This window comes from Flavobacterium sp. CR10 (genome assembly GCF_055814415.1).
This window is the reverse complement of record NZ_CP185985.1, coordinates 4111037-4134058: the sequence shown is the minus strand read 5'-3', so window position 1 is coordinate 4134058 and position 23022 is coordinate 4111037. Positions and strand designations below refer to the sequence as shown.

Annotated in this window: 8 protein-coding genes and 2 pseudogenes; 6 read left to right on the top strand and 4 right to left on the bottom strand. The window is 36.2% G+C overall.

Translation table 11 applies throughout. The features are described from left to right. Positions 1-435 precede the first annotated feature (435 nt). From ACNRYB_RS17710 to ACNRYB_RS17695, 4 genes and pseudogenes are all read left to right on the top strand, one after another. Positions 436-5421, top strand: a pseudogene (locus ACNRYB_RS17710) (leucine-rich repeat domain-containing protein); the annotation flags it as partial. 993 nt (positions 5422-6414) lie between these two features. Beyond that, positions 6415-7407 carry a T9SS type A sorting domain-containing protein gene (locus tag ACNRYB_RS17705; protein ID WP_473730252.1) on the top strand — a complete coding sequence of 331 codons (993 nt, stop codon included), beginning with the start codon at positions 6415-6417 and terminating at the stop codon, positions 7405-7407. Positions 7408-7418: 11 nt separating this feature from the next. Then, positions 7419-15722, top strand: a complete 8304-nt coding sequence (locus ACNRYB_RS17700; protein WP_473728142.1) for a CARDB domain-containing protein — start codon at positions 7419-7421, stop codon at positions 15720-15722. A gap of 193 nt (positions 15723-15915) precedes the next feature. After that, a pseudogene (locus ACNRYB_RS17695) lies at positions 15916-16110 on the top strand (IS1/IS1595 family N-terminal zinc-binding domain-containing protein); the annotation flags it as partial. A 7-nt stretch (positions 16111-16117) separates the two neighbouring features. Here ACNRYB_RS17695 and ACNRYB_RS17690 read toward each other — a convergent pair. The 4 genes from ACNRYB_RS17690 to ACNRYB_RS17675 all read right to left on the bottom strand — a co-directional run bounded on the left by ACNRYB_RS17690 (position 16118) and on the right by ACNRYB_RS17675 (position 20311). Then, on the bottom strand, positions 16118-16717 hold the full coding sequence (locus tag ACNRYB_RS17690; protein ID WP_473728141.1) for an IS3 family transposase: 600 nt from the start codon (positions 16715-16717) through the stop codon (positions 16118-16120). After that, a complete protein-coding gene (locus tag ACNRYB_RS17685; protein WP_473728140.1) occupies positions 16717-17904 on the bottom strand; it encodes an IS3 family transposase in 1188 nt (395 codons plus the stop codon). The genes ACNRYB_RS17690 and ACNRYB_RS17685 overlap by 1 nt, the downstream gene beginning before the upstream one ends. Positions 17905-18275: 371 nt before the next feature. After that, the gene (locus ACNRYB_RS17680; protein WP_473728139.1) at positions 18276-18875 is read right to left on the bottom strand and encodes an IS3 family transposase; all 600 of its coding nucleotides are present in this window, start codon (positions 18873-18875) and stop codon (positions 18276-18278) included. A 41-nt stretch (positions 18876-18916) separates the two neighbouring features. After that, on the bottom strand, positions 18917-20311 hold the full coding sequence (locus tag ACNRYB_RS17675; RefSeq protein ID WP_473728138.1) for an IS3 family transposase: 1395 nt from the start codon (positions 20309-20311) through the stop codon (positions 18917-18919). 740 nt (positions 20312-21051) lie between these two features. Here ACNRYB_RS17675 and ACNRYB_RS17670 point away from each other — a divergent pair. Beyond that, positions 21052-21885: an SMP-30/gluconolactonase/LRE family protein gene (locus tag ACNRYB_RS17670; RefSeq protein WP_473728137.1), complete on the top strand. Its 834-nt coding sequence runs from the start codon at positions 21052-21054 to the stop codon at positions 21883-21885. A 147-nt stretch (positions 21886-22032) separates the two neighbouring features. Continuing rightward, the gene (locus ACNRYB_RS17665; RefSeq protein WP_473728136.1) at positions 22033-22947 is read left to right on the top strand and encodes a glycoside hydrolase family 16 protein; all 915 of its coding nucleotides are present in this window, start codon (positions 22033-22035) and stop codon (positions 22945-22947) included. The last annotated feature ends 75 nt before the right edge of the window (positions 22948-23022 follow it).

Below are 23022 nucleotides of genomic sequence, written 5' to 3'. Positions count from 1 at the left end.
CTATGGCAATGTCTGTGACTCGGATCGGTAATCTAAATCAAATTTCAGTATAAAAAGAAAAGCTTCAGATTTCTTTGGAGCTCTGTCTTAGCAGCGGGAAAAGGACTATAAACCAGTCTAAATAAAAAACGGTTTTATTTCAATCGAGGCGATGCCTAATAATTCGAAGTAAAGCAAGTTGGATTAGGGTTTATCCAAAAAAAAGGAGAATTAGCACAATTATTAAATCTTTTTTGGCTTTATTTATTCAAATCACTGTTGCATCCTTCAAGTTACCTGAATTCAGGTAATTTATTTATTTAAGTTTCTGGTTATTAGGTTTTTGATGTTTTTTAACTTTAGTCTAAAAAAATAAAAGAAAAGTTTTTCCTACTTTTATGCCGATTTTTTAACAAAAAGTATCTTCTTAATATACTGGCATTTAAACATTAATCTATGGAGAGAAAACTACTTATGGGATTGCTATTTTTATTTGGCAGCCTTTCTTTATTATCGGCAAAAAACAGTGCTAATATTCCCATTCCGGATTCAGAATATCAGGCATTGGTAGATTTTTACAAAGCTACAGGAGAAGCCAACTGGACCAACAAATGGAATACAAAAGAAAACAATCTGCATGAAGTGCCATGGTACGGGGTTACAGTTGAGGACGGGCATGTTACAGCTATTAACCTTAATGGGACAAGCAATATTTCTGGCTCAATTCCGGCATCTTTTGGGAATTTAAAATTTCTTAGAACGCTTTCCATATACGGAGGCAATTATGCAAAAGATCTCAGCGCAACCGATTTAAATGTTTTTTCCGAATTGGAAGCTTTAGAATCTCTAGATTTAAGATATGCCAAGTTAAAAGGCATAATTCCGGCATCATGGGCGAAGTTAAAAAAGCTTAAAACCCTTTATTTGAGCAGCAACGCCATTACAGGTTTATCTCCAGAATTTGGCCAGCTTGAAAGTCTTGTAACGGCCGAACTTTCAGATAACCAGATCCCAGTTTTAATCAAAGAGCTGGAGAATTTAACAGCATTGAGAACCTTAAATTTAAGCAGCAATAAAATTGCTTCAGTTTTAGCTCTATTGCCGAGTACAGTAAATCTCAGCCTGCATTATCAAGCAGTAGACATTGAAAATATTATTTACAAAGGAGTAGATTTAAAAATAGATAACCTGCCTAATATTGTTACCTATAATAGAACTAAAAATGATTTTTCTGCCAGAAGGCAATTTGCAGTTTATGTTCGCGGCAGTGAAATTGGTAATGCCGTTATGGCTGCAGATGGCAGTTTGACAATTCCTGCAGCCTATTTATCTTCTTTAAAAAATGGCGACGAAGCATATTTGTACCAGCAGTACGACTCTTCAAGCGGAAGCGTTTCTTATTACAGCAAGGTTTATTTCACAAACATAAAAGTAAATCAGCCCGCTGTTTCTAATATAGAATATCAGGCATTAGTAGATTTTTACAATGCTATGGGAGGAAGCAGCTGGAATAATAAATGGGATATAAACGAAAACAATCTAAATGAAGGCGCATGGACAGGTTTAAGTATAGAAAATGGCCATGTCACAGGATTAAACCTTAATAATACATCTAATGTTTCCGGTTCAATTCCGGCTTCCTTCGGTAATTTAAAATATCTGAAAAATTTATCTCTTTACGCGGGAAACTATTCTAAAAACCTAACTGCAACTGATTTAAATGTTTTATCAGAACTGCAGTCTCTGGAAACATTGGATATGAGATACTGCCGAATACAAAATGCCATCCCATCTTCATGGATCAAGCTAAAAAAATTAAAAACGATTTATTTTTACAATAACTCAATTACCGGATTGCCTGAAGAATTAGGAGAAATGGAAAGCCTTGTTACTCTAGAAGCGCCATACAATCAGATAAAAACCATCCCAGCTTCTATTGGAAATCTTCAAAATCTGGTTACGCTCAATTTATCAGACAATCAGATTCAGGTTATGGCAAAAGAGCTGGAAAATGTTTTAACATTAAAAACATTAAATCTTGCAAGCAACTATATTTCAAATGTTGCGGCATTGCTTGGCAGCTCGGTCAATTTGCAGCTCCATTATCAAAATATCAATGCTGAAGGACTGGTTTATACAGGTTCTGATTTAACGGTTTCCAATCTGCCAAACACTGTTTATTACAACAGAAATCAAAATGATTTTTCTGCCAGAAGGCAATTTGGAGTCTATGTTGGAGGCAGTCAGGTTGGAAATAATGTAACAGCAGCTGCAGACGGAAGTGTAGTGATTCCTGCGGCTTATCTGGCTTCGCTAAAAACAGGAGATTCGTTTTATTTATATCAGCAGTATGACTCTTCAACAGGAAGCGTCTCTTACTATTCAAAAGTTAATTTTGTAAATGTAAAAGTAGATCAGCCAAAAATCCCAGATTTAGAATATCAGGCTTTAGTGGATATTTACAACGCAATGGGCGGTGCACGCTGGAATAATCAATGGAATATTGCCGAAAATAATCTGCATGAAGGCGCTTGGTATGGCGTAAGCATAGAAAACGGACACATCACTGGGCTTAGTTTTAATAATATTTCGAATGTTACGGGAGCAGTTCCAGCTTCAATCTCCAACTTAAAATTCCTTAAAAATCTTTCGTTTTACGCAGGAAACTACGGTAAAGATTTAAGCACAACAGATTTAAATGTTATTGGAGAATTAGAGTCCTTAGAATTTTTAGATTTTAGATACAGCAAAATCAAAGGTGATATTCCTGCATCGTGGAGTAAATTAAAAAAACTAAAGACACTTTATTTAGCATATAATGCTTTAACTGCATTGCCAGACAATATTGGCGCAATGGAAAGTTTGGTAACGCTTGAAGCTCAGAATAACCAAATAAAAGCGATTCCGGCATCGATTGGAAATCTTACTAATCTCGTTACTTTAAATTTATCTGATAATAAAATTCCAGTTTTGGTAAAAGAGCTTGAAAATATAGCTTCTTTAAGAACGCTAAATCTTTCTAGCAATAACATTTCTGATGTTGCAGGATTGCTCAATGCTAATGTTAGTTTGCAGCTTCATTATCAAACCATAAATATTGAAGGGCTTGTGTATACCGGCGCCGATGTAAAAATTGAAACACTGCCGAATATTGTTCATTACAACAGAAACCAGAATAATTTTTCGGCAAGAAGACAATTTGGCGTGTATGTGGGAGGCAGTCAAGTCGGCAGCAATATAGCCGCATCAGCAGACGGAAGCATTCTGATTCCGGCTTCTTATCTGGCATCAATAAAAACGGGAGACAGTTTTTATCTGTATCAGCAGTATGATTCTTCAACAGGAAGCATTTCGTATTATTCAACTGTAAATTTTGTAAATGTAAAAGTAGACCAGCCCAAAATTCCAGACGAAGAATATCAGGCTTTAGTTGATTTTTATACCGTTATGAATGGTGCAAACTGGACTAATAAATGGAATGTTGCCCAAAACAATCTTCATGAAGGCGCTTGGTACGGAGTAAGCATAGAAAACGGCCATATTACAGGTATTAATTTAAACAATAACAGTTCGGTTACGGGGGCTATTCCTGCCTCGATTAAAGATTTAAAATACCTGAAATCTCTGTCACTTTACGGAGGCAATTACTATAAGGATTTAAGTGCAGCAGATTTAGGTGTTTTATCAGAACTTGCCAATCTTGAATATTTGGATTTAAGATACACCAAAATCAAAGGCGATCTTCCAGCGTCATGGAACAAGCTGAAGAAAGTAAATACACTGCATTTAAACAACAATGCACTTACAGCGCTGCCTGAAGATTTTGGCGGCATGGAAAGTTTAGTAACCGTAAATGTATCATCAAATCAGATAAAATCAATTCCAGCATCTACAGGAAATCTTTTAAAGCTAGCCACTTTAAATCTTTCTTATAATCAGATTGAAGTGCTTGTTAAAGATCTGGAAAAAAATACTGCTTTACAGACTTTAAGCATTACTAGCAATAAGCTTTCGACTATTCAGGCATTGCTGCCAAGCCAGGTAAATTTAGAATTAACATCTCAAACGCTAACTATTCCTAATTTTTTATATGAAGGAAACGATGTAAAAGTGAGCGGCCTGCCAAATATTGTGCTTTACAACAGAACGGCAAATGATTTCTCGGCACAAAGGCCATTTCGACTGTTTGTAAAAGGAAACCAAGTTGGAAATAATTTAAGGGTGGCTTCAGACGGAACCATAACAATTCCTGCCGATTATCTTTCGACTTTAAAAACGGGAGACGAATTGTATTTGTATCAGGATTACGAAGGGGGTTCTTCTGCTTCTTACGATTCCAGAATTTATTTTGCCAATGTAAAAGTAGATCAGCCAAAAATTCCAGATGCTGAATATCAGGCTTTAGTTGACTTTCATAATGCTATGAATGGGGCAAACTGGAATAATAAATGGGTGACAGCAGAAAATAATCTGCATGAAGGCGCTTGGTACGGAGTAAGCATTAAGAACGGACACATTACAGGTTTAAACCTTAACAACAATTCGAATGTTTCTGGGACAATTCCAGCTTCGTTTGCCAATTTAAAATACCTGAAGAATCTTTCTTTATACGGCGGTAGTTATACAAAAAACTTAAGCGCAACAGATCTAAATATTATTTCAGGATTGGAATCTTTAGAATCTTTAGATCTTAGATACACAAAGTTAAAGGGAGTTATACCATCATCATGGAATAAACTGCAGGCTTTAAAAACGTTATATTTAAGTAACAATAATATCGAAGACGCAGATGAATCCTTGGCTCGTTTGCCACTTTTAAAAACAGTTGATTTTACGTATCAAGATATTACAATTCCAACTATCGAAGTGGGCGCAAACGAACTGGCAATTAATCTGCCTGTTTTATCAACGTTTTTATTTAATGCAAACGGAGGTGCTGTTAATAACAAAAACCATTTTACGCTTTACATTAATGGTGTAAACAAAGCATCGAATTATTCTAACAGCGAAGGAAAATTAATTTTTAAAGACATAGCTTTATTCGGGATTAAATTAACGGATAAAATTAGAATTGTCCAAAACGACGGAACAGCACAAGGAACAGCAATTAATTATACCCAGATTGTTTTTGGAAAGCCATTGGCAGACGAAGAATTCGAAATCCTGAAAAAAATCTATGCGAGTACAAATGGAGCGCAATGGACGCAAAAATGGGATATTTCGCAAAACAAACTTCACGAAGTAAGCTGGTACGGGGTAGGAACAAAAGACGGGCATGTAGTTTCGCTAAGTTTAGCTGCGAATAATTTATCAGGAACACTTCCTGCAGAATTATCCGGTTTGACTTATTTGGAAACTTTAAATCTGCAGTCGAATGCAATTGAAGGAACGCTTCCTTCTGATTTAGGAAGATTGGCAAACCTAAAAACGCTTAATTTGCAATCGAACAAATTTCAGGGAACACTGCCTGTTTTATCTGGAGTTTCTGGATTGAAAAAACTTTCAATTGCCGGAAATGGATTCAAAGGAACAATTCCGGGGCACTTCAACGATTTTGAAAATATCGAACAGATTGATCTTTCAAACAACGGTTTCGACGCTTTAGAAAAACCTTTTACCTACGATCTGGCCAAAGTGTATATTAACCTGAGAGGTCAGGTTATCGCAAAAGAGGAATATTTATATCTAAAAGGCGACGAAATTATAGCTGATCTTCCAGCGCTTGCAACCTACAACGAAACAGCACAGGATTATACAGGACAATACCAGTTTGAACTGCAGGCCAACAATTTCAAAATTTCTGAAGCGACGGCTGTAGGCAATACCATTACGTTTCCAAATATTTCTGTGGCCAGTGTTCCGGCAGGTGCTAAAATTGCCATTTGGCAGAAAAATGGGACGTCGCAAGGAACTTATATTCAGTTTAAAGGAATTGCAGACGGTTCTGAAACACCACTAATTGCAGAAGAATATGATGCTCTAGTTGCTTTTTTTCAAAATGCAGGCGGAACAGGATGGAAAGAAGTTTGGGATACATCATCTAACAATCTTCATGAAAAGAAATGGAAAGGCGTTACAACCAACGACGGACATGTGGTTTCAATCAATCTTCCCGACAACAATTTGACTGGAACGATAAGTGCAGAAATTGGAAAATTTAGCGAACTGCAAAATCTGAATCTTTCCAAGAACAAACTAAGTGGAGCCATTCCGGAAAGTATATCAAAAGTAACCAAGCTAAAAACGGTTGATCTTTCGGAAAATGAATTAACAGGGATCGATGCGGCATTTTTACCGGCGGTAAGCTTTAAAATCGATCGCCAGAAAATCAATTTAGGAGAACTGACTTTAACGGTAAATGCAGTTTTAAAAGATCAGAAAATCAATCATTACGACCATACAAATTCTATATTTAGTGCAACCCAATCCTATAACATGACTTTAAAGGATTATTTCCAAATGGTAACAGTTCCGGAAGACGGCATTAAATTAACGAATATTTTGAGCGAATGGAATGTTCCAAATAACCAGACTTTAGAATTAAGGCAAATTGCAGGAGCTGCAAGAAACAGTATTCTAAGTTATACCATTGCCTATAGGGAAGGAGATTCTAATTTAGACGGAATTGTAAATATTCTGGATATTCAGTCGACTTTAAATTATACTTTAAGCCAGAAGCCAAAATTCTTTAATTATGGTGCGGCCGATATCAATAAAGATAAGAATCTGAACGTATTGGATATTATTTCCTTAATTAATAAAATCCAAGCAGGAACTCTCGAAAATTCTGGCAGCACAAAACGCATGGCTTTGGCCAGCAATGAAGATGTGGTTTTAAGTATTGAAGATAATATGCTTTATATTGACAATCAGTCGGCTATAACAGCAGCATTTGACATTCGTTTAAAAGGCGGAAGTAAAACTGAAGTAAAAGAACTTCTTTCTGGCATTGGTTATACGGTTTCAATTGCAGAACATGAAGGCGAAATAAGCATTATAGGTTTTTCTATGAATAAGTCACTTTCAGGCAAGCACGCCATTGCTTCCTTATCTTCTAAAACAGCGATTGCTTCTGCCATGATTTCTAATGCCGATGCCCAATCATTGAGCTATAAAATAGCAGGAACTTTAGGAGTTGGCGATATAGATCAAGAAACCGCCGCTGTACTTGCAAATTATCCAAATCCATTTACTGATAAAACGGTGATTCAGTATCATGTTGCTGAAAACGCAGATCAAGCCATCTTAAAAGTTTTTGATGCAGCAGGAAGAACCGTTTACACAGAATCGGGTCTCGATGCATCGCAAGGAAAGCATGAATTTACTTTCCAGCGCAGAAATCTTGCTTCTGGAATTTACTTCTACAGCATCGAAGTGCAGAATAGGGTAAAACCTGTGTTTTTTAAAGGAAAAATGTTAATACAATAAACTTCACCATAATGATATCTAACGAATTGAAAACAATGAAAATAAAACCGTTTTTGGTGTTTATCTTCCTATTTATGGCTGCGTTTGCACAAGCCCAGAATAGTTTAAAAGTATTAAATGCATCAGCAGGACCAGGCGAAAAATCAAAAATTGCAATTGATCTGGCTAATGCCGATGAGGTCGTGGGAGCTGAGTTTACCCTTACGGTTCCGCCAGGATTAATTGTAAGCGAAAAAGACAGTAAAATTATCGAAAGCCGTAAAGGCGATCATGCTATTTATGTGAACATCGAAAAGAATAATCCGCGCAATTATCACTTTATTCTTCTCTCGCTAACAAGCACTTCTTTTAAAGGAAACAGCGGTGCTTTATTAGAAATTCCGATCGAGATTCCATTGAATTATACCTCGGGGCAGATACACAATTTAGACTTAAGCAGTGTTGTTTTAAGTTCTAAAAATGCTGTCGATATAGGGGCAAACCACGTAAACGGAAAGCTGACAATTGCCGCAGCACAATATCCTGATTTGACAATTTCAGGGATTAGCACAGCAGAATCTGCTATTGCTCCTGACGGCAAAATTAATGTATCATGGAAAGTAGACAATATTGGAGACCGAATCGCTTCTGGCGGATGGGTGGAGCAGATTAGCATTGTTTCGGATCAAACAGGTTTAGAATACAATTTAGGAGCCGTTTCGTATAGCCAAGATCTTGATAAACAAAATTCTGTAAACAGAACGGCAGCTTTTAATCTTCCTAAAATTTTAGGTCTTGACGGCAATATAAAAGTGAGAATCAATATTATCGCCAATACAGCGGTAAAAGAACCAGAATCTCTAAAGAATAACAATAAAGTTACTGCGGCAAGTTCTATTTTGCTTGAAAAACGTTTGTTTTTAACGCTTGACAGAAAGAGCATCGATGAGAACTCTACCGAAGTCATTAGAGCAACACTGCTGCAAAGCGGTGACCGAAGCAGTGATAAAATCTATAATTTAACCGCTTCTTTGGCTTCGCAGCTTCAGTTTGATTCCCCACTCAAAATTGTAAAAGACCAGTCTTCGGCAGTTTTTTATATCACACCGATCGATAATACAGAGAATGACGGAAACAGAACTGTTTCATTATTAATTGCAGGAAACGATTATCCTGCCGTCTCCGATAATATCGAAATTATAGATAATGAATTTTCAACCATTACGCTAAGTCCTTCAAAAAGTACAGCAACGGATGGCGAAACGGTAACGGTTACTTTAGAAACTGGTTTTGCCAAAACAAAAGATGTAAAATTTGCGATTACGGCAGACCAAAGTTCACGATGGACTGTTCCTGCAGAAGTTACGCTTCTGGCAGGAAGTAAAACAGCTTCGTTTACTGTAACCGTAAAAAACAATAAAGTTCCTGAGCAGACCGTAACAGGGAAATTAACGCTTAGGGCTGAAGGTTTTCAAGCAGGAAATGCAGAAGTAATTTTAAAAAGTTCGAATGTTCCAGCTTTCGAATTGGAGATTGCACCGCAAACTATTTCTAAAGGCGATGGAGTTTACGCAACTTATGCGACATTAAAGCGGATCAATAAATCAGAAATAAGCACATCAGTTCGCTTAAAAGCAAGTATCGCTAATGCTTTGATTTTACCAGATGCTGTTGATTTTCCTGCCAATGTAAATTCGAAGAAATTTAATATTGGAGCTGTAAACAATGGAATCGTAGATGGAACAAAAGTGGTGAGTGTAACAGCGGATGTTTATTCTGCATCATGCAACTGCACTATTTCTGCAGGAGACGGAAGCAGTGCCAGCAAAGATATTACCATTCTTGACAGCAATGGACCGGCTTTAATTGTAAAAGCAAATCCGGCAACAGTTAAGGCAGGAGTTCAAAAAGCGGCAAAAATTACCATTTCCAGAAATACAGTGGACACTTCTAAAGCCATTTTAGCAAAATTATCGTCAGATTCTCCAACTATTGTTTCAATTCCGACAGAAGTTTCAATTCCAGCCGGACAGCAAAGTGTTGAGGTAGAAATCAATACAATTATAGATCCGCTAAAAACAGGAGATCAGACCGTACGAATTCAAGCTGAAGCCGATACTTTCAGTTCAGGATTTGCTTGGATTTTGGTTACAGATCAAAACAAGCCAGATGCTGTTGCTAACTCGGTAAATACTGTAGCAGAAGCAAATGGTGAGGATACTATAGAAGTGACAGTTTCTATTGCCAATCAAGGTTTTGCGCTATTGGCAAAAGGTTCAAAAATAGAATATTTTCTATCTAAAGATAAATTAATTCAAAATGCAATTCCTGTATTTGCCTCACAGCTTGACAGCGATATCGAAGCAGGAAAAGCGCTGGATCTTGTAAAATCAATCAAACTCCCTCAGCAGGCCGGCGATTATTATTTGGTGGCAGCGGTAAATTCAGATCAAAAGATAAATGAATTATCGTATGCCAATAATCAGGCTTATTCGGCTATAAAATTACTTTCGAGTTATAGTGCCGTAAGTTCGGTTTCTAAACCGGTCTACAAATCGGGAGAAGTTGTTGCAATTACAGGATCGGCCAAAATGGCAAACAATTCTCCTGCTATAAATAAAGAAGTAGAAATTATTGTTGCGGCTGGAAGTTTTACACGCTCTTTTAAAGTAAAAACAAACGCTTCAGGAAATTTTGCCTACGATTTTGAACCCTTACAGGCAGAAAGCGGACATTATACGGTAAGTGCAGGATATCCTGGAACAAAAAACGCAGTTCAGGCAGAATTTGACATTGTTGGTTTTGAATGGACAAACAAACCTTCTGATTATTTAAAATGGGAAGTGGCAGCCAAAGCTCCGTATAAAGGTGAATTTGTCTTAAAGAATAACAGCAAGACACCATTAACCAATATTAATATTGAATTACCGGCAGAGGCAGGCTTCGCCATACAAACAGATCCCTTAACTCTGGCATCGGGGCAAGAAGCCGTTTTAAGTTATACGATATTGGCAGAAACAGCATCGGCAGAACAAAAATATTATGAAATCAATTTTAACATAGTTTCAAACGAAGGAGCAAAACTGCCTGTCTTGGCGTATTATCATGCTAAAGCGCAAACACCTAAATTGGCAGCAAATCCGGTAAGCATCAATACTACGATGATTAAAGGAAACTCTCGTTTTTATGAACTTACAATTTCGAACACGGGAGCAATAGACGCAGAAAACGTAAAAGTGGATGTTCCGAATCTGGAATGGATGAAGCTTAAAAGTGCAGCTGTTATTGATAAAATCGCGCCAAACGAATCTGCAAAAGTCATTTTGGAATTGGTGCCAACAGATAAGCAGCAATTAAATGTCCCATTAACCGGAAACTTAGCTTTAAATCCTTCAAATGGAGGAGGAGTAAGCATTCCTTTTAAAATAGAAACCGTTTCAGAAGCAACAGGTTCTTTAATAGTTGACGTTGTTGACGAATATACTTATAATACAGAAAAAGCTCCTCACGTAAAGGGAGCTAAAGTAACAGTGCGCCATCCGTTTTCTGGTGCAGTTTTGGCAGAAGGAATTACAGATGAAAATGGTTTGTTTGCCACACCTCAAATTCCGGAAGGATATTATACGGTAACGGTATCGGCAGATAAGCATGCCTCATATCAGAATAATTTGTTAATAGATCCAGGTAAAGTAACGACTCAAAAGGTATTTATTTCGTATCAGGCAGTAAGTTATGAATGGGTTGTAAAACCAACAGAAATTGCAGACGAATACCAATCTGATTTAGTAGTTAAATTCGAAACAAACGTACCAAAACCAGTAATTGTTATCGATATCGACAATCCTGTTCTAGATTTAAAAGCGGGCGAAAGCAGAATGAGTTATGCAACGGTTACAAATCACGGTTTGATCGCATTATCAAATGTGACTTTTAATGTAGATGCTCAGGGAGATTATAAGTTTAAACTCATGATCGATAAGCTTGGCATCTTAAATGCAAAATCGAGTATCATAGTGCCGATATTAATCACAAGACCGGCTTCGACCGCAAGAAGCGCAGCGGCAGCGGCGGCTGGGCAAAACTGCAGTTACAATTTAATTACAAAAGGAACTTATGTATGTGAAACCGAACAAGATTTAGCGGCGTTTAAACCGTATTATGTGCTGACTTGTTCTACACCAAGCACTCCCGTAGTAACCGGTATACCTAATTTTAATGGAAGCGGTTTTGGAGGATTGATTCCTATTGGAACAGCAATTGGAAATATCGTAACATCGCTTCCAACTATTTGCACTAATCCTTGCCTTACTTCGGTATTTGGTATGGTTATAGGATGTGCAGGTGGGCCGGCAGGAGCTGTTGCAGGATGTCTTCTTGGTCTGGCTACCATGAATGGAGAAACAATTAATCAAGTCATTGCCGTTGCTGGCTGTATTCCAGGGCCAATAGGCTGTGTTGCCAGTATGGTTGGAACATTAAAAGCTTGTATTTATGATCCTTTGGCATCAGGCAAAAAAGCGAACAGCAGCAGCAACAGTTTCCTTGAAAGCATGTATAATGATTTCTATGTCATGGATAATGCGCAAAAAGCTTTGAGCAGCAGGCTCAATGCTTATTTAGGGAATGGCAGAATTATAGACAGCCCTAATTTTCATGATTTTATGAAAGAAACGGCTCTAAATTTAGATACTCAGAAAGCATTTTCTGTTGCTGATATTGCCAGAATTAAAACGAATCTTTCCGGTTCTGATATTACAGGCCAGGAAATTGAAGCATTCTGTGCCAGATGGAATAAAACGGTAGAAGCATGGAATAAAAATATTAAAGCTCCAAATGCTGAATATCCGAATATTGTAAACAAAAACGATATTGAAGAGTATGACAGAGTAAGACAGCTATTAATTGATCTTGTAAAAAATAGAGGTTTTGCATCTGCTGAAAAAATGTATAATCAGGACATGGAAGATTTAAAAGAATATATTGAAAGATTGGCTTCTCAATCTTCCGTTTGCGCAAGCGTAACTGTAAAATTCTCTCAAAAAATCACCATGACCAGAGAGGCTTTTGAAGGTACTTTAACTTTAAACAACGGTAGCGAGACAAATACAATTAAAGATCTAAACTTAGATTTATTGATTAGAGACGAAGCTGGAAATGATATGACGCATCTGTTCCAGATCAACAAAGATGCTTTCCTTAGCGGAACAGGACTTGTCGGGCCAAACAGCAGCCAGTCAGGAACAGTAATTTTTATTCCTACTAAAGATGCGGCGCCAACTGTACCCAAGTCATATTCTTTTGGAGGAACTTTATCGTATTTAGATCCCAATACAGGCGACAGGGTGACGGTGCAATTATATCCGGTGACTTTAGAAGTAAACCCAAGCCCAGATTTGGTAATGCATTATTTTATGCAAAGGGACATTTTAGGAGATGATCCGCTTACAGATAAAATAGAGCCGATTGTTCCGGCAGAAATGGCTTTATTAATTAAAAATGAAGGATACGGAATCGCTAAAAATGTTCAGGTAGAATCTGTTCAGCCTGAAATTATAGAAAATAAAAAAGGCTTATTAATAGATTTTGAAATTATTGGAAGCAACTTTAACAACGAACCAAAACAATTAGGTTTGCTGAATGTTGATTTCGGAAACATCGAAGCTCAAAAAACAGCACTTGGACAATGGTGGTTTACCAGTACTTTGTTAGGCCATTTTGTTGAATATGATCTTAAAATTAAGCATTTAAGCAGCTATGGCAATAAAAACCTAAGTCTGATAAAAGCATCGTATGCCCACGAATTAATTAAGAGCGTAAAAGCATACGGTGCAGGTCAGGATAATATCAACGATTTCTTAGTAAATGATGCAGTCGATTTAAATGATACTCCAGATGCTATTTATTATTCAAACGGAGAAAGCGATGAAGTGTATAAAGCAGCAGCAGGAACGGTTTCGAATATTATTTCTCCAAGCCAGCTTACAACGACTTTAACCATGGATTCATCTAAAACAGGATGGAACTACGGTAACACAGCTGATCCAGGAGCAGATAAGTACAAACTCGAAAGAGTAGTCAGAATCAGCGATAATCTGGAACTGCCAATAGAAAACTTTTGGCAAACGCATGTAACGCTGAGAGACGGACTTGAGCCAAAGTATGAAAACAGACTTCATTTCCTTGATAAAATATCAGGATTAGAAAGATATACTTTGTATTACAGTGTCATCAATACCAACATTCCAAAAGTAGCATCTTTTGAAAGTTTGCCTGCGACAACCACAAAACCAGTAGAATCTGTTCAGGTAAACTTTAATAAAGCAATTAACCCAAGTACATTTGCAGCGCAGAATGTCAGTTTGATCCATCAGGGAACAAAAATTCCGTTTAGCGATAGTTTTATTGGAAAAGTAAACGATTCGACTTATGTTTTAAATATCAAAACACTATCACTTGCTTCTGGATATTATGAGTTAGCAGTTCAATGTGCCGGAATAAAAGATTTGGAAGGAAACGAAGGAAATGAAGGAAAAAGCATTTCATGGATTCAGATAATCGGCGAACTTGGGATTGTTCAATTTAAAACAGACCAAATAGAAGCACAGGCTGTAAATAGTGTCGAAATTGTATTTAACAAACCTGTAAAACCTGTTCAGTTTACAATAGATAAACTGACTCTGAACGGGAAACCGCTGGAGAATGTTTCTATTGTTACCGATGATAATCTAAAATATACTATTGTCGGATTAAACGGGTACAACAAAGAAAATGGCCAATATGAGCTGGCAGTTGATCTTCCGTCAATAAAAGCAGAAGACAACACTTTGGGATTAATTGTGCAAACCCAAAAATGGAAAGTGGATACCACTATTCCAGAAATTGATGCGTTTACTCCTAAATATCAGGGAGCAGTACACAGCCAGAACGTAACAGATATTTTCCTAACTTTAACTAAACCAATAAGCAGTTTTGAGAAAAACTGGGTTACACTTTACAAAGGCAGCATTAATTTAAATGCAAATCTAAATGTGATGAAACAAGACGATTTACATTATTTAATTTCTGGTTTAGGAGAATTTACTCAGGCCGAAGGCGGTTATAAAATTGTAGTAGACCAAACTGGCTTTAAAGATCTTTCTGGCAATTTTGGAACAGGAAATTCAAGCACAATGTGGGAAGTGAAGTTTGGAAAACCTTCTGCACCTTTCAACATGCGTATTGCGCCGGACAGAGGATCATCGGCTTTAGATAATATTACTTCCGGCAATGATTTATCGATTGCCCTAACCACTACTGGAAACAAACAAACTATCGAGCTGTATGCTGTAACGCCGACTGGAAGAACTTTGGTAAGCAGACAAAAACAGGAAACGGCAAAAGAAGTTTTAATTCCTATAAAAGGATATTTCGGGAAAAATACTTTTGAAGCGGTAGTTCTCGATGAGTTTGGAAACTCAAGCGATGTAAGCAGAATAGATGTTTATATTGACATTGTAGATCTTAATTGTACAGTTACTCCGTTGAGCGATGCAAATAATAATTGTTTTGAAACAGATATTTTGAAAGTGGTGTTTGCCGATGAAATTATGGCTTCGTCATTGAATAAAAATGATATTATTGTGAAATCGGGCGGAATTGCAGTTTCTAATGAAAACATAACTTTAACTAAAGTTTCGGACAAAGAATTTGAAATTGGAAACATAGAAAAGTTTGCAGGAGATCATACTTTTGGAGTTGATTTAACAAAACTGAGTAAAAAATCAAGTGGCCTGCAAGGAAAAGGAATTGTCTCTGTTAATGTTGAAACTGCTTTAAATAATACAGCGGCGATTACTGGTGACATACTTATTACCAATGATAATACAACAATAACGTATACAGCTACACCGTCTATGCAGCTTTATGCGTGGAATGTTACCGGTGGAGAAATTATAGAACAAAATAACAATATGGTAACCATTAAATGGACAGAAAAAGGAAATCAGACACTTTCTCTGAATTATTTAACTCAGGCATCATGCAGTAAAACAACAGCATTGGAAGTAAAAGTGGATGCATCGCTATCTGTGGAAAATCCGATTTCAGATAAAAAAGGTTTCTTCATTTCCCCAGTTCCAAATAATGGAAACTTTACTTTGCATCTAACTGGCGATCAGGGAACTTTTGATCTTATTATTTTTGATGCCGGCGGTAAAGCGGTTTACAGACAATCTGAGTTGGAAATCGATGGCGTTTTCAGCAAAGAAATAAAAACACATTTAAGAGCATCGGGAGTTTATTTCTTAATGCTGCGAAATGCAGATTCGAGTTATAAAACGAAGTTTTTAATCAAATAAAGAAAAAGGATAATGCATCAGGTTGCGCTAGGGGTTAACTATTGCATCTGGCATCCATAGATCATAGATGATTTATACCTAATATCACATGAAATAAAAAAACAGCCTTCGGGCTGTTTTTTCATTTTATATTGCCTTAAATCGAAAAAAATGGAGTCAGACCAGTTGCAGGTGTGTTGGTGCTATTCGAAAGATGATAAAGTATGGAAAGACAAAGTCGGGTAATCAAAGATATATTTGCAAAGCATGCGGGAAAACTAGAGTTGAAAATTATGCATATCTGGCTTATAAAGGAGATATAAATCAGAATATTATTCAATTAAGTAAAGAAGGATTGGGAGTAGGAAGTACGGCAAGAATATTAAAAATATCAACGACAACACTATTATATTACTTCACTTGGCAGCAGCTCTTTTTTTTATATTGCATTGCAATCCCATTTCTTTCATATATCTCTTTACCGTTGAAATCGAAATCTGAAAGCCCTCATTTTGAAGCATCGCAGCAATTCTAAGGGCGCCGTAACGCTGCTCTGCGATATAAAAAGCATCAATTATTTTCTGCTGCCTTGCCATTTTGAGCATTTGTGTCTTTGTAGGAAGATTTCTTTTCCATTTTTGGTAGAAAGATCTGTTAACATTTAATACGTTGCACATTAGCCTAATGCTGTACTTTTTTTCGTTTTTTAGGATAAAGTTCAAAAGTCCGGCCGCTTCTTCATTTAAGTATCGGCCAGCGGCTTTTAGAATCTGGAATTTTTCCTCTATTTGCTTTATTTTTTTTTCTAGCTCTTGAATTTTCCCATTCTCGAGACGAAGCCTCGAAAAGTATTCTGCCTTGAAATTGTCGTTTCCCCATTTCTCATGCTTCTGGCGCCAATCGGTCAGCAGGCCTCTATGTAGGCCAAATTCTTTCTCCAGCTTTATGATGCTTTTGTTTCCGTAACTCATGAGGACAAGCTTTTCTTTAAAATCAGGGTCGTATTTTCGTCTCATTATATTTCTAAATGCGAATTATAAATGGTTTGGTTTTCTGCTTCGAACTGTTCAATGCTCTTATACTTGAGATAGGAATGGATCCTTTTTCTATTATACCATATTTCTATAAAATCGTATATTTCTTTCCTCATCTGCCTTTGGCTGATTAGTTCGGTCTTCTGATGAACCAATTCGTTTTTTAAGGTGCTGAAAAAACTCTCGCATACCGCATTGTCATTGGAATCCCATTTTCGGCTCATACTTCGGATGCAGCCGAATGAATCAAGAATGTCACTGAAAACTTTGCAGGCATACTGAACTCCTCTGTCTGAGTGGAATACCATGTCCCGCAAAACTTTACGTTTTTTTATTGCCATCTCCCAAGATGGTAGGATGGTATTTTCCGCAGACATGCTGACGCTTAAATTCCAGCCTATTATTTTTCTGTCAAATAGATCCATTATTACAGTAAGATACATAAAGCGTTTTTTTGTTTTTATATACGTTATGTCTGAAACCCATACTTTTGAGGGGGCGTCCACAGTAAAATTTCTGTTTAAGACATTTGTGGCGATGTAATGGTTATGGAAGGAATCCGTGGTTGCCACAAATTTTCTTTTAGGAATCCTTTTCAGCTTCAGCTGTCGCATGTAGAAATCTACCTTGGATTGTTTCAGATTGCATCCAAGCTGATTTAATTCGGATGTGATTTGTCTGCTCCCGCAGCGTTTGTTTGAGTTAAGGAATATTTTAGTGATATTTTTTTTTAAAGCAATGATATGGCGCTTCTTCTCAGAGAGGCCGTTCTTTTTCCATATATTGTATCTTTTTTTACCCACATCCAGCACCTGGCACATCTGCATCAGGTCATATTTTTTATGGTTGTTTTTTATGAACTGGTAGATTTCCTCATTCCCGTTGTAGAGATGCGGAGTGGCATTTTGCAATATTTCGTATCTCAGTTCGGCTTTTTTTAATTTTTGTTCAAGTTCATATATGGTCTTTTGTTCAGGATGCACCCTTATTTGGCCTTTTCCGCAAAAGCTTCCATCGCCGTATTGTCTATGCTCCCTACGCCATCTCTGGATAAAATGCATTTCTATTCCCAATTCTTCGGCAGATTCTTTAGTGCTGTTCTTCTGATAGCTTAGCTTAATGGTATTTCTTTTGAAATCAGGGTAAAATACTCGTCGTTTTTCTGCCATAATACTCTTTTTTTAATATTATTAAGAGAGGAAATTTTAAAAAAAAATATTCAATTATAGCGGGAAGCGCTATAAAGTAATATGCTTATTCCTTTAAAAAACAAGATAGTTACAGGCATTTCTAGTCACTCCTTTTGGATCCTTCCCTATGAGCCGTCAGCAGCTTGATAAAAAGTTTTTAAAATGAGAGCCCTTCGGTTTCTCTTAAACAACTTCTGTATTTTCAGTATATGGTGACTTGCTAAAACTAATTATACATTTGTTTTTTGCTTAAAAAGTTTTAGCGTAGAGTTGGAAATTATGGGTTTGGACTAATAATTAGTCGTAATATCCTTAATGCTGATATAATATTATAATAAGGATCTGTAGATTTAAGGCTTTTTAATTGAAACACAAAGGCCTAATTCCCGCATGTACCTAGCCGTGGTTGAGCTTGAAATCTTGTAGCCTTTTTTTTGAAGTTCAGCGGCTATTCTCATATAACCGTATCTTTTTTTATTTTCATTAAAAAGAGCCGTTATGATCTGCTGTAATACTATTTTTCTTTTTTTTCTTTCGTGGATATAATGGCGGTTTTTCCATCTGCTGTAGGAACGCTGGTCTACGCTAAGAATTTTGCAAATTTGTTTTGCAGAACACTTTTTTTCAAATCTCTCAATGAAATGGTATATGGCGATTCGTCCCATAGAAAGATAAGGAACTGCATTTGATATAATTGAAGAATGAAGCTCTGCTTTCTCAATTCTTTTTTTGAGCAGATAAATTTTGTTGTCCTCGGGACTTTGTCTTAGGTTTCCACAACCTGGAAAACTTCCTTTGCCATATTTATTAAAATCCTGGCGCCATCGGTTCAGGAGTGTTTTTGTTATATTGAGTTCTTGCTCAATTTTTTCAATAGTACTTCCCTCATGACTCAATAATACAGCCATTTCTTTGAAATCACGGTCATAAATTCTCTGACTCTTTTTCATATTGGAATAAAAGTTTTGTCCGGTATGGAAATTAATAAATTTTATGGTTTATGCATCGCATTGAATTCTTCGATAGTCAGATAATTAAGGGCGGAATGTATTCTTATTTTGTTGTACCAATTTTCTATGTAATCAATAATCAATATTTCAAGATCTTTCTTAGGCAATAATTTGTTTTGATATATCAATTCTCTTTTAAGTGTATTGAAGAAACTCTCGGCAGGGGCATTGTCTAGTGAGTTTTCCCTGCGACTCATACTGCGGATGATGCCTTTGTATGATTGCAGTCTGTTGGTAAAAGCTCTGCAGGCGTACTGTACGCCACGATCAGAGTGAAATATTAACCCTTCTGAAACTGAGCGATTCGCAATGGCCATGTCCCAGGCAGCAATTGTGGTTTTTAGGGCAGACATAGTAGTGCTGAGGCTCCATCCAATTATTTTCCGGTCGTACAAATCCATAATGATCGTAAGGTATAAAAAACTTTTATCGGTTTGTATATAAGTAATGTCTGAAAACCAGACCATTGACTCAGATGTACTATTAAACTTTTGGTTTAGAAGATTTGGTGATGTGTAGTTATTGTGTTTGGAATCAGTTGTGATTTTGAATTTCCTTTTTGCTTTTGGACGCAATCGCATCTCTTTCATGTATAACCCTACCTGGGTGTAAGATATTTTTGTGCCATTATTGGTGAGTTCTTGAGCGATTTTAGTGCATCCATAAAATCCATGGGAGTTTTTAAATGTCTCTGCTATCTTTTCTTTTAGTAAAGTTATACGCTTCTTAGTATTTGAAATTGGCTGGGCTTTCCAAATACGATAACTGCTTTCGCATATTTGCAACACCCGACACATTCTATGAATGGTATATTTTCTTTCATTTTCTTTTATGAACTCAAATACGGCAAGTGAACCTTTACGAAAGTAGGGAACGCAGTTCTTTAAGATTTCACAGTTAAGCTCTGAATCGAGACTTTTTTTTTCCAGTTCAATTATTTGTTGGCGAGGCTCGTCTATTCGACTTCGGCCATATCCGCAGAAACATCCCGAGCCAAATTTTTCATAGATTTTGCGCCAGCTGTGAAGACGTCCATCTGGAATATTGAGTTCTCTTTCCATTTTTGAAATATTAGTGCTCCGATAACTTTGTTGGACCACTTCCTCCTTAAATTCAGGGCTAAAAAAAAGGTTCTTTGATGTTCGTTTTTTTTTGGATTGCTTAGCAATAACAAGACCCTCCATTTTTACTTTAGGTTTGCCTTTACCGGGGAAACAATAGTTTCCCAATAGTTCGTACTCCCTGCGCCATTTATGTAATAAGCCTTGAGGTATATTGAGTTCTCTTTCAGTTTTGCTGTTATTGTTTCGGGTGTAACTTAACAGTACTGCCTTTTCTTTAAATTCGGGATTAAAATAACGATGTGATGTTCCCATAGAGATTTGGTTTATTATTCTAATAAAACGTTTAGTGCATATCTACTGGGGGCATCTTAAGCAATTTACAACTTTTAATGTAATTGTTTGTGAAACAATATGTTAATTATGTTTCGCCAAATTTTAAAAAAAATCCAAATAGCAATACTAGAATAAAATACTATCATGTTAAATTATGATGACTATTCAAAGTTGTAAGATTATTTCGTATATATTTGTACTAACTACTATGTTAAATGTTCTCTTGAAAAACTAGCTATTTTACCAAATGATCGGACAGATAACAAATGATGTTTTTGTAAGACTTTATTTTGTAAAATTTGTACCTTATTTGTATCTCGACATTGCTTGCCTACGATAAAATAAGGAATGTTAATTTCTGCATCGGCAAATAGAGGACGCAAAGAAACACAAAGTAAAAATAAGTAAAGGGCTATGATGTTATGGACATTTTAGCCCTTTTTTCAATCATTTCTTTAGAGTAATTGAATGTTACTTTATACTTGTATGGTATTGAACTTGTTAAACTTAAAGTTAGGATTTTACAACCATTTTGCAATAATTTGTTTTAAAAAATAAAACAATCGGTTGTGTTACAGTGAATTTTTTTGCTAATATTGATGTCTTTGCACAATAAAAAAAAATTAATGAAAAGAGCTGGAGTTTTGCAGCATAGGGCATTTCCTAGCGGATCGTTCAAACATTAGTGGCAATAAAATCAAATCATATAAAATTAAATCATGAAAAAATTAGGTCTCTTGCTAATGATAGGGATGATTCCTGTGATTGCCTTTAGTCAAAGTGCAACTAAAGTATGGGAATCGGATTCTTTGTTTCTTAAACCAGAATCGGCGCTTTATGATTCTTCGAAAAAGATTGTGTATATCTCCAATATAAATGGGGAATACTTAGCCAAGGACGGAAATGGATTTATTTCTAAAATTAAAACAAATGGACAAATAGAAGTTCTAAAATGGATTGATGGACTGGACAATCCGCAAGGAATGGCTTTATTTAAAAATAAACTGTTTGTGGCTGATATTAATAAAGTTCTGCAAATAAATACCAATAGGTCTAAAATAGAAAAAGTATATAAAGTGGATTCTGCAAAATTTTTTAACGATGTTACATCAGATGCCAACGGAGACATTTACATATCGGATTGTTTTGATAATAAAATCTATAAAATATCTGATGGAGAAATAAAAGTATGGCTTGAATCTGATTTTCTTTCTATGCCAAATGGATTATTATCCAGAAAAGATGAAGTTTTAATACTGAATATGAAAAGCAGAAATGCTTTTGCGGTTAATAAATCGACTGGCAAGGCTTATGAAATGTTTAATGGAATTGATAATTTAGACGGTATTGCCAGTGATGGTGGTAACGGATTACTAGTGTCTGGAGCATGGCAGGGACAAGTGTTTCATATCGATGCAAAAGGAAATAAAAAACTCATTATTGATTTAGGAAAAGAAAAAATTGCTGCCGCAGATATTGAATATATCGCAGAAAAAAAGCTATTGATAGTGCCGACTTTAAATAAGACTGTAATCGGATATCATTTGGAGTAAAATTATTCTTATTGCAAGCCGTATTTCACACAACAGTGAAAATACAACATCTATGGCATTAACTGCCTCAAATGTGGCATTCTGTTTTTTTATATAAAGTTACTTTTAGTCCTTAATAGAAACTAAATAATAACTAAATAACATTTCATGAAAAAATTAAGTCAGGTTGCCTTAATGCTAACATGTGCTGTTGGATTTTCTTCTTGTTTTGAAAATTCAGGCACAGAGAAAAAACAGGATGAGATAAATGCAAACACGAAGACTAATAAAGCCGCAGGATCAGATTGGATAAAACAATTTGAAGACACTTTTGAGACAGATATTTCGCTTTCAAAGTGGACAAAAGTGCAACGTACCGACTATAATTCTAAATATTGCGATTACAAAAGTTCGGTGCCTTCAGTGCAATCTAGAGACGGAAAAGGATGTCTAGAAATTAAAACAACTAAGCTCAGCGCAACCAAATACCAGTCAGGACTTGTGAAGTCGCTTTATGAGTACACGCCTGAAAATAATACCGAATACAGATTGTCTGCCACGATAAAATTGCTGGCAATGGATGGGGCCAATTATAAGTCATTTACGCAAACATATGGCGCATGGCCGGCCTTCTGGACAGTTCAGGAAAATGGATGGCCTACACATGGCGAAATTGATATTATGGAAGGCTATTCTTTTGCTCCAAATGCTTCCCGATTTGCCTCTAATCTTTTTTACGGGACAGCTGTAGGGGTAAATCAATTGGGAAATCTGGCAGAAAGGCAATATCCTGGAAGTTTTAATATTGATGGAAACAATGGATGGCATTTATATGAATGTTTTATAAGAATGAAAGATAATGCGATAACCATAACAATAAAAATTGATGACACTATTGTTGCAACTTACGCAAACAGCGGCGTATCAAAATTGAATTTGAATAATTTCAAAAAGCATAATATTGTTTTAAATATGAATGTCGGGTCAAATGACTCCAGTTTTATAAATCCTGATAAAATAAATTTGTTTACAACTGCAATCATGTGGGTAGATCAAGTTTCGGTCTATAAAAGAGCGCTATAATAACTCTGCATTTTTCATATTGTTACTAACAAAAAACACCACTTAATAAGTGGTGTTTTTTTCTGGCAGATGATT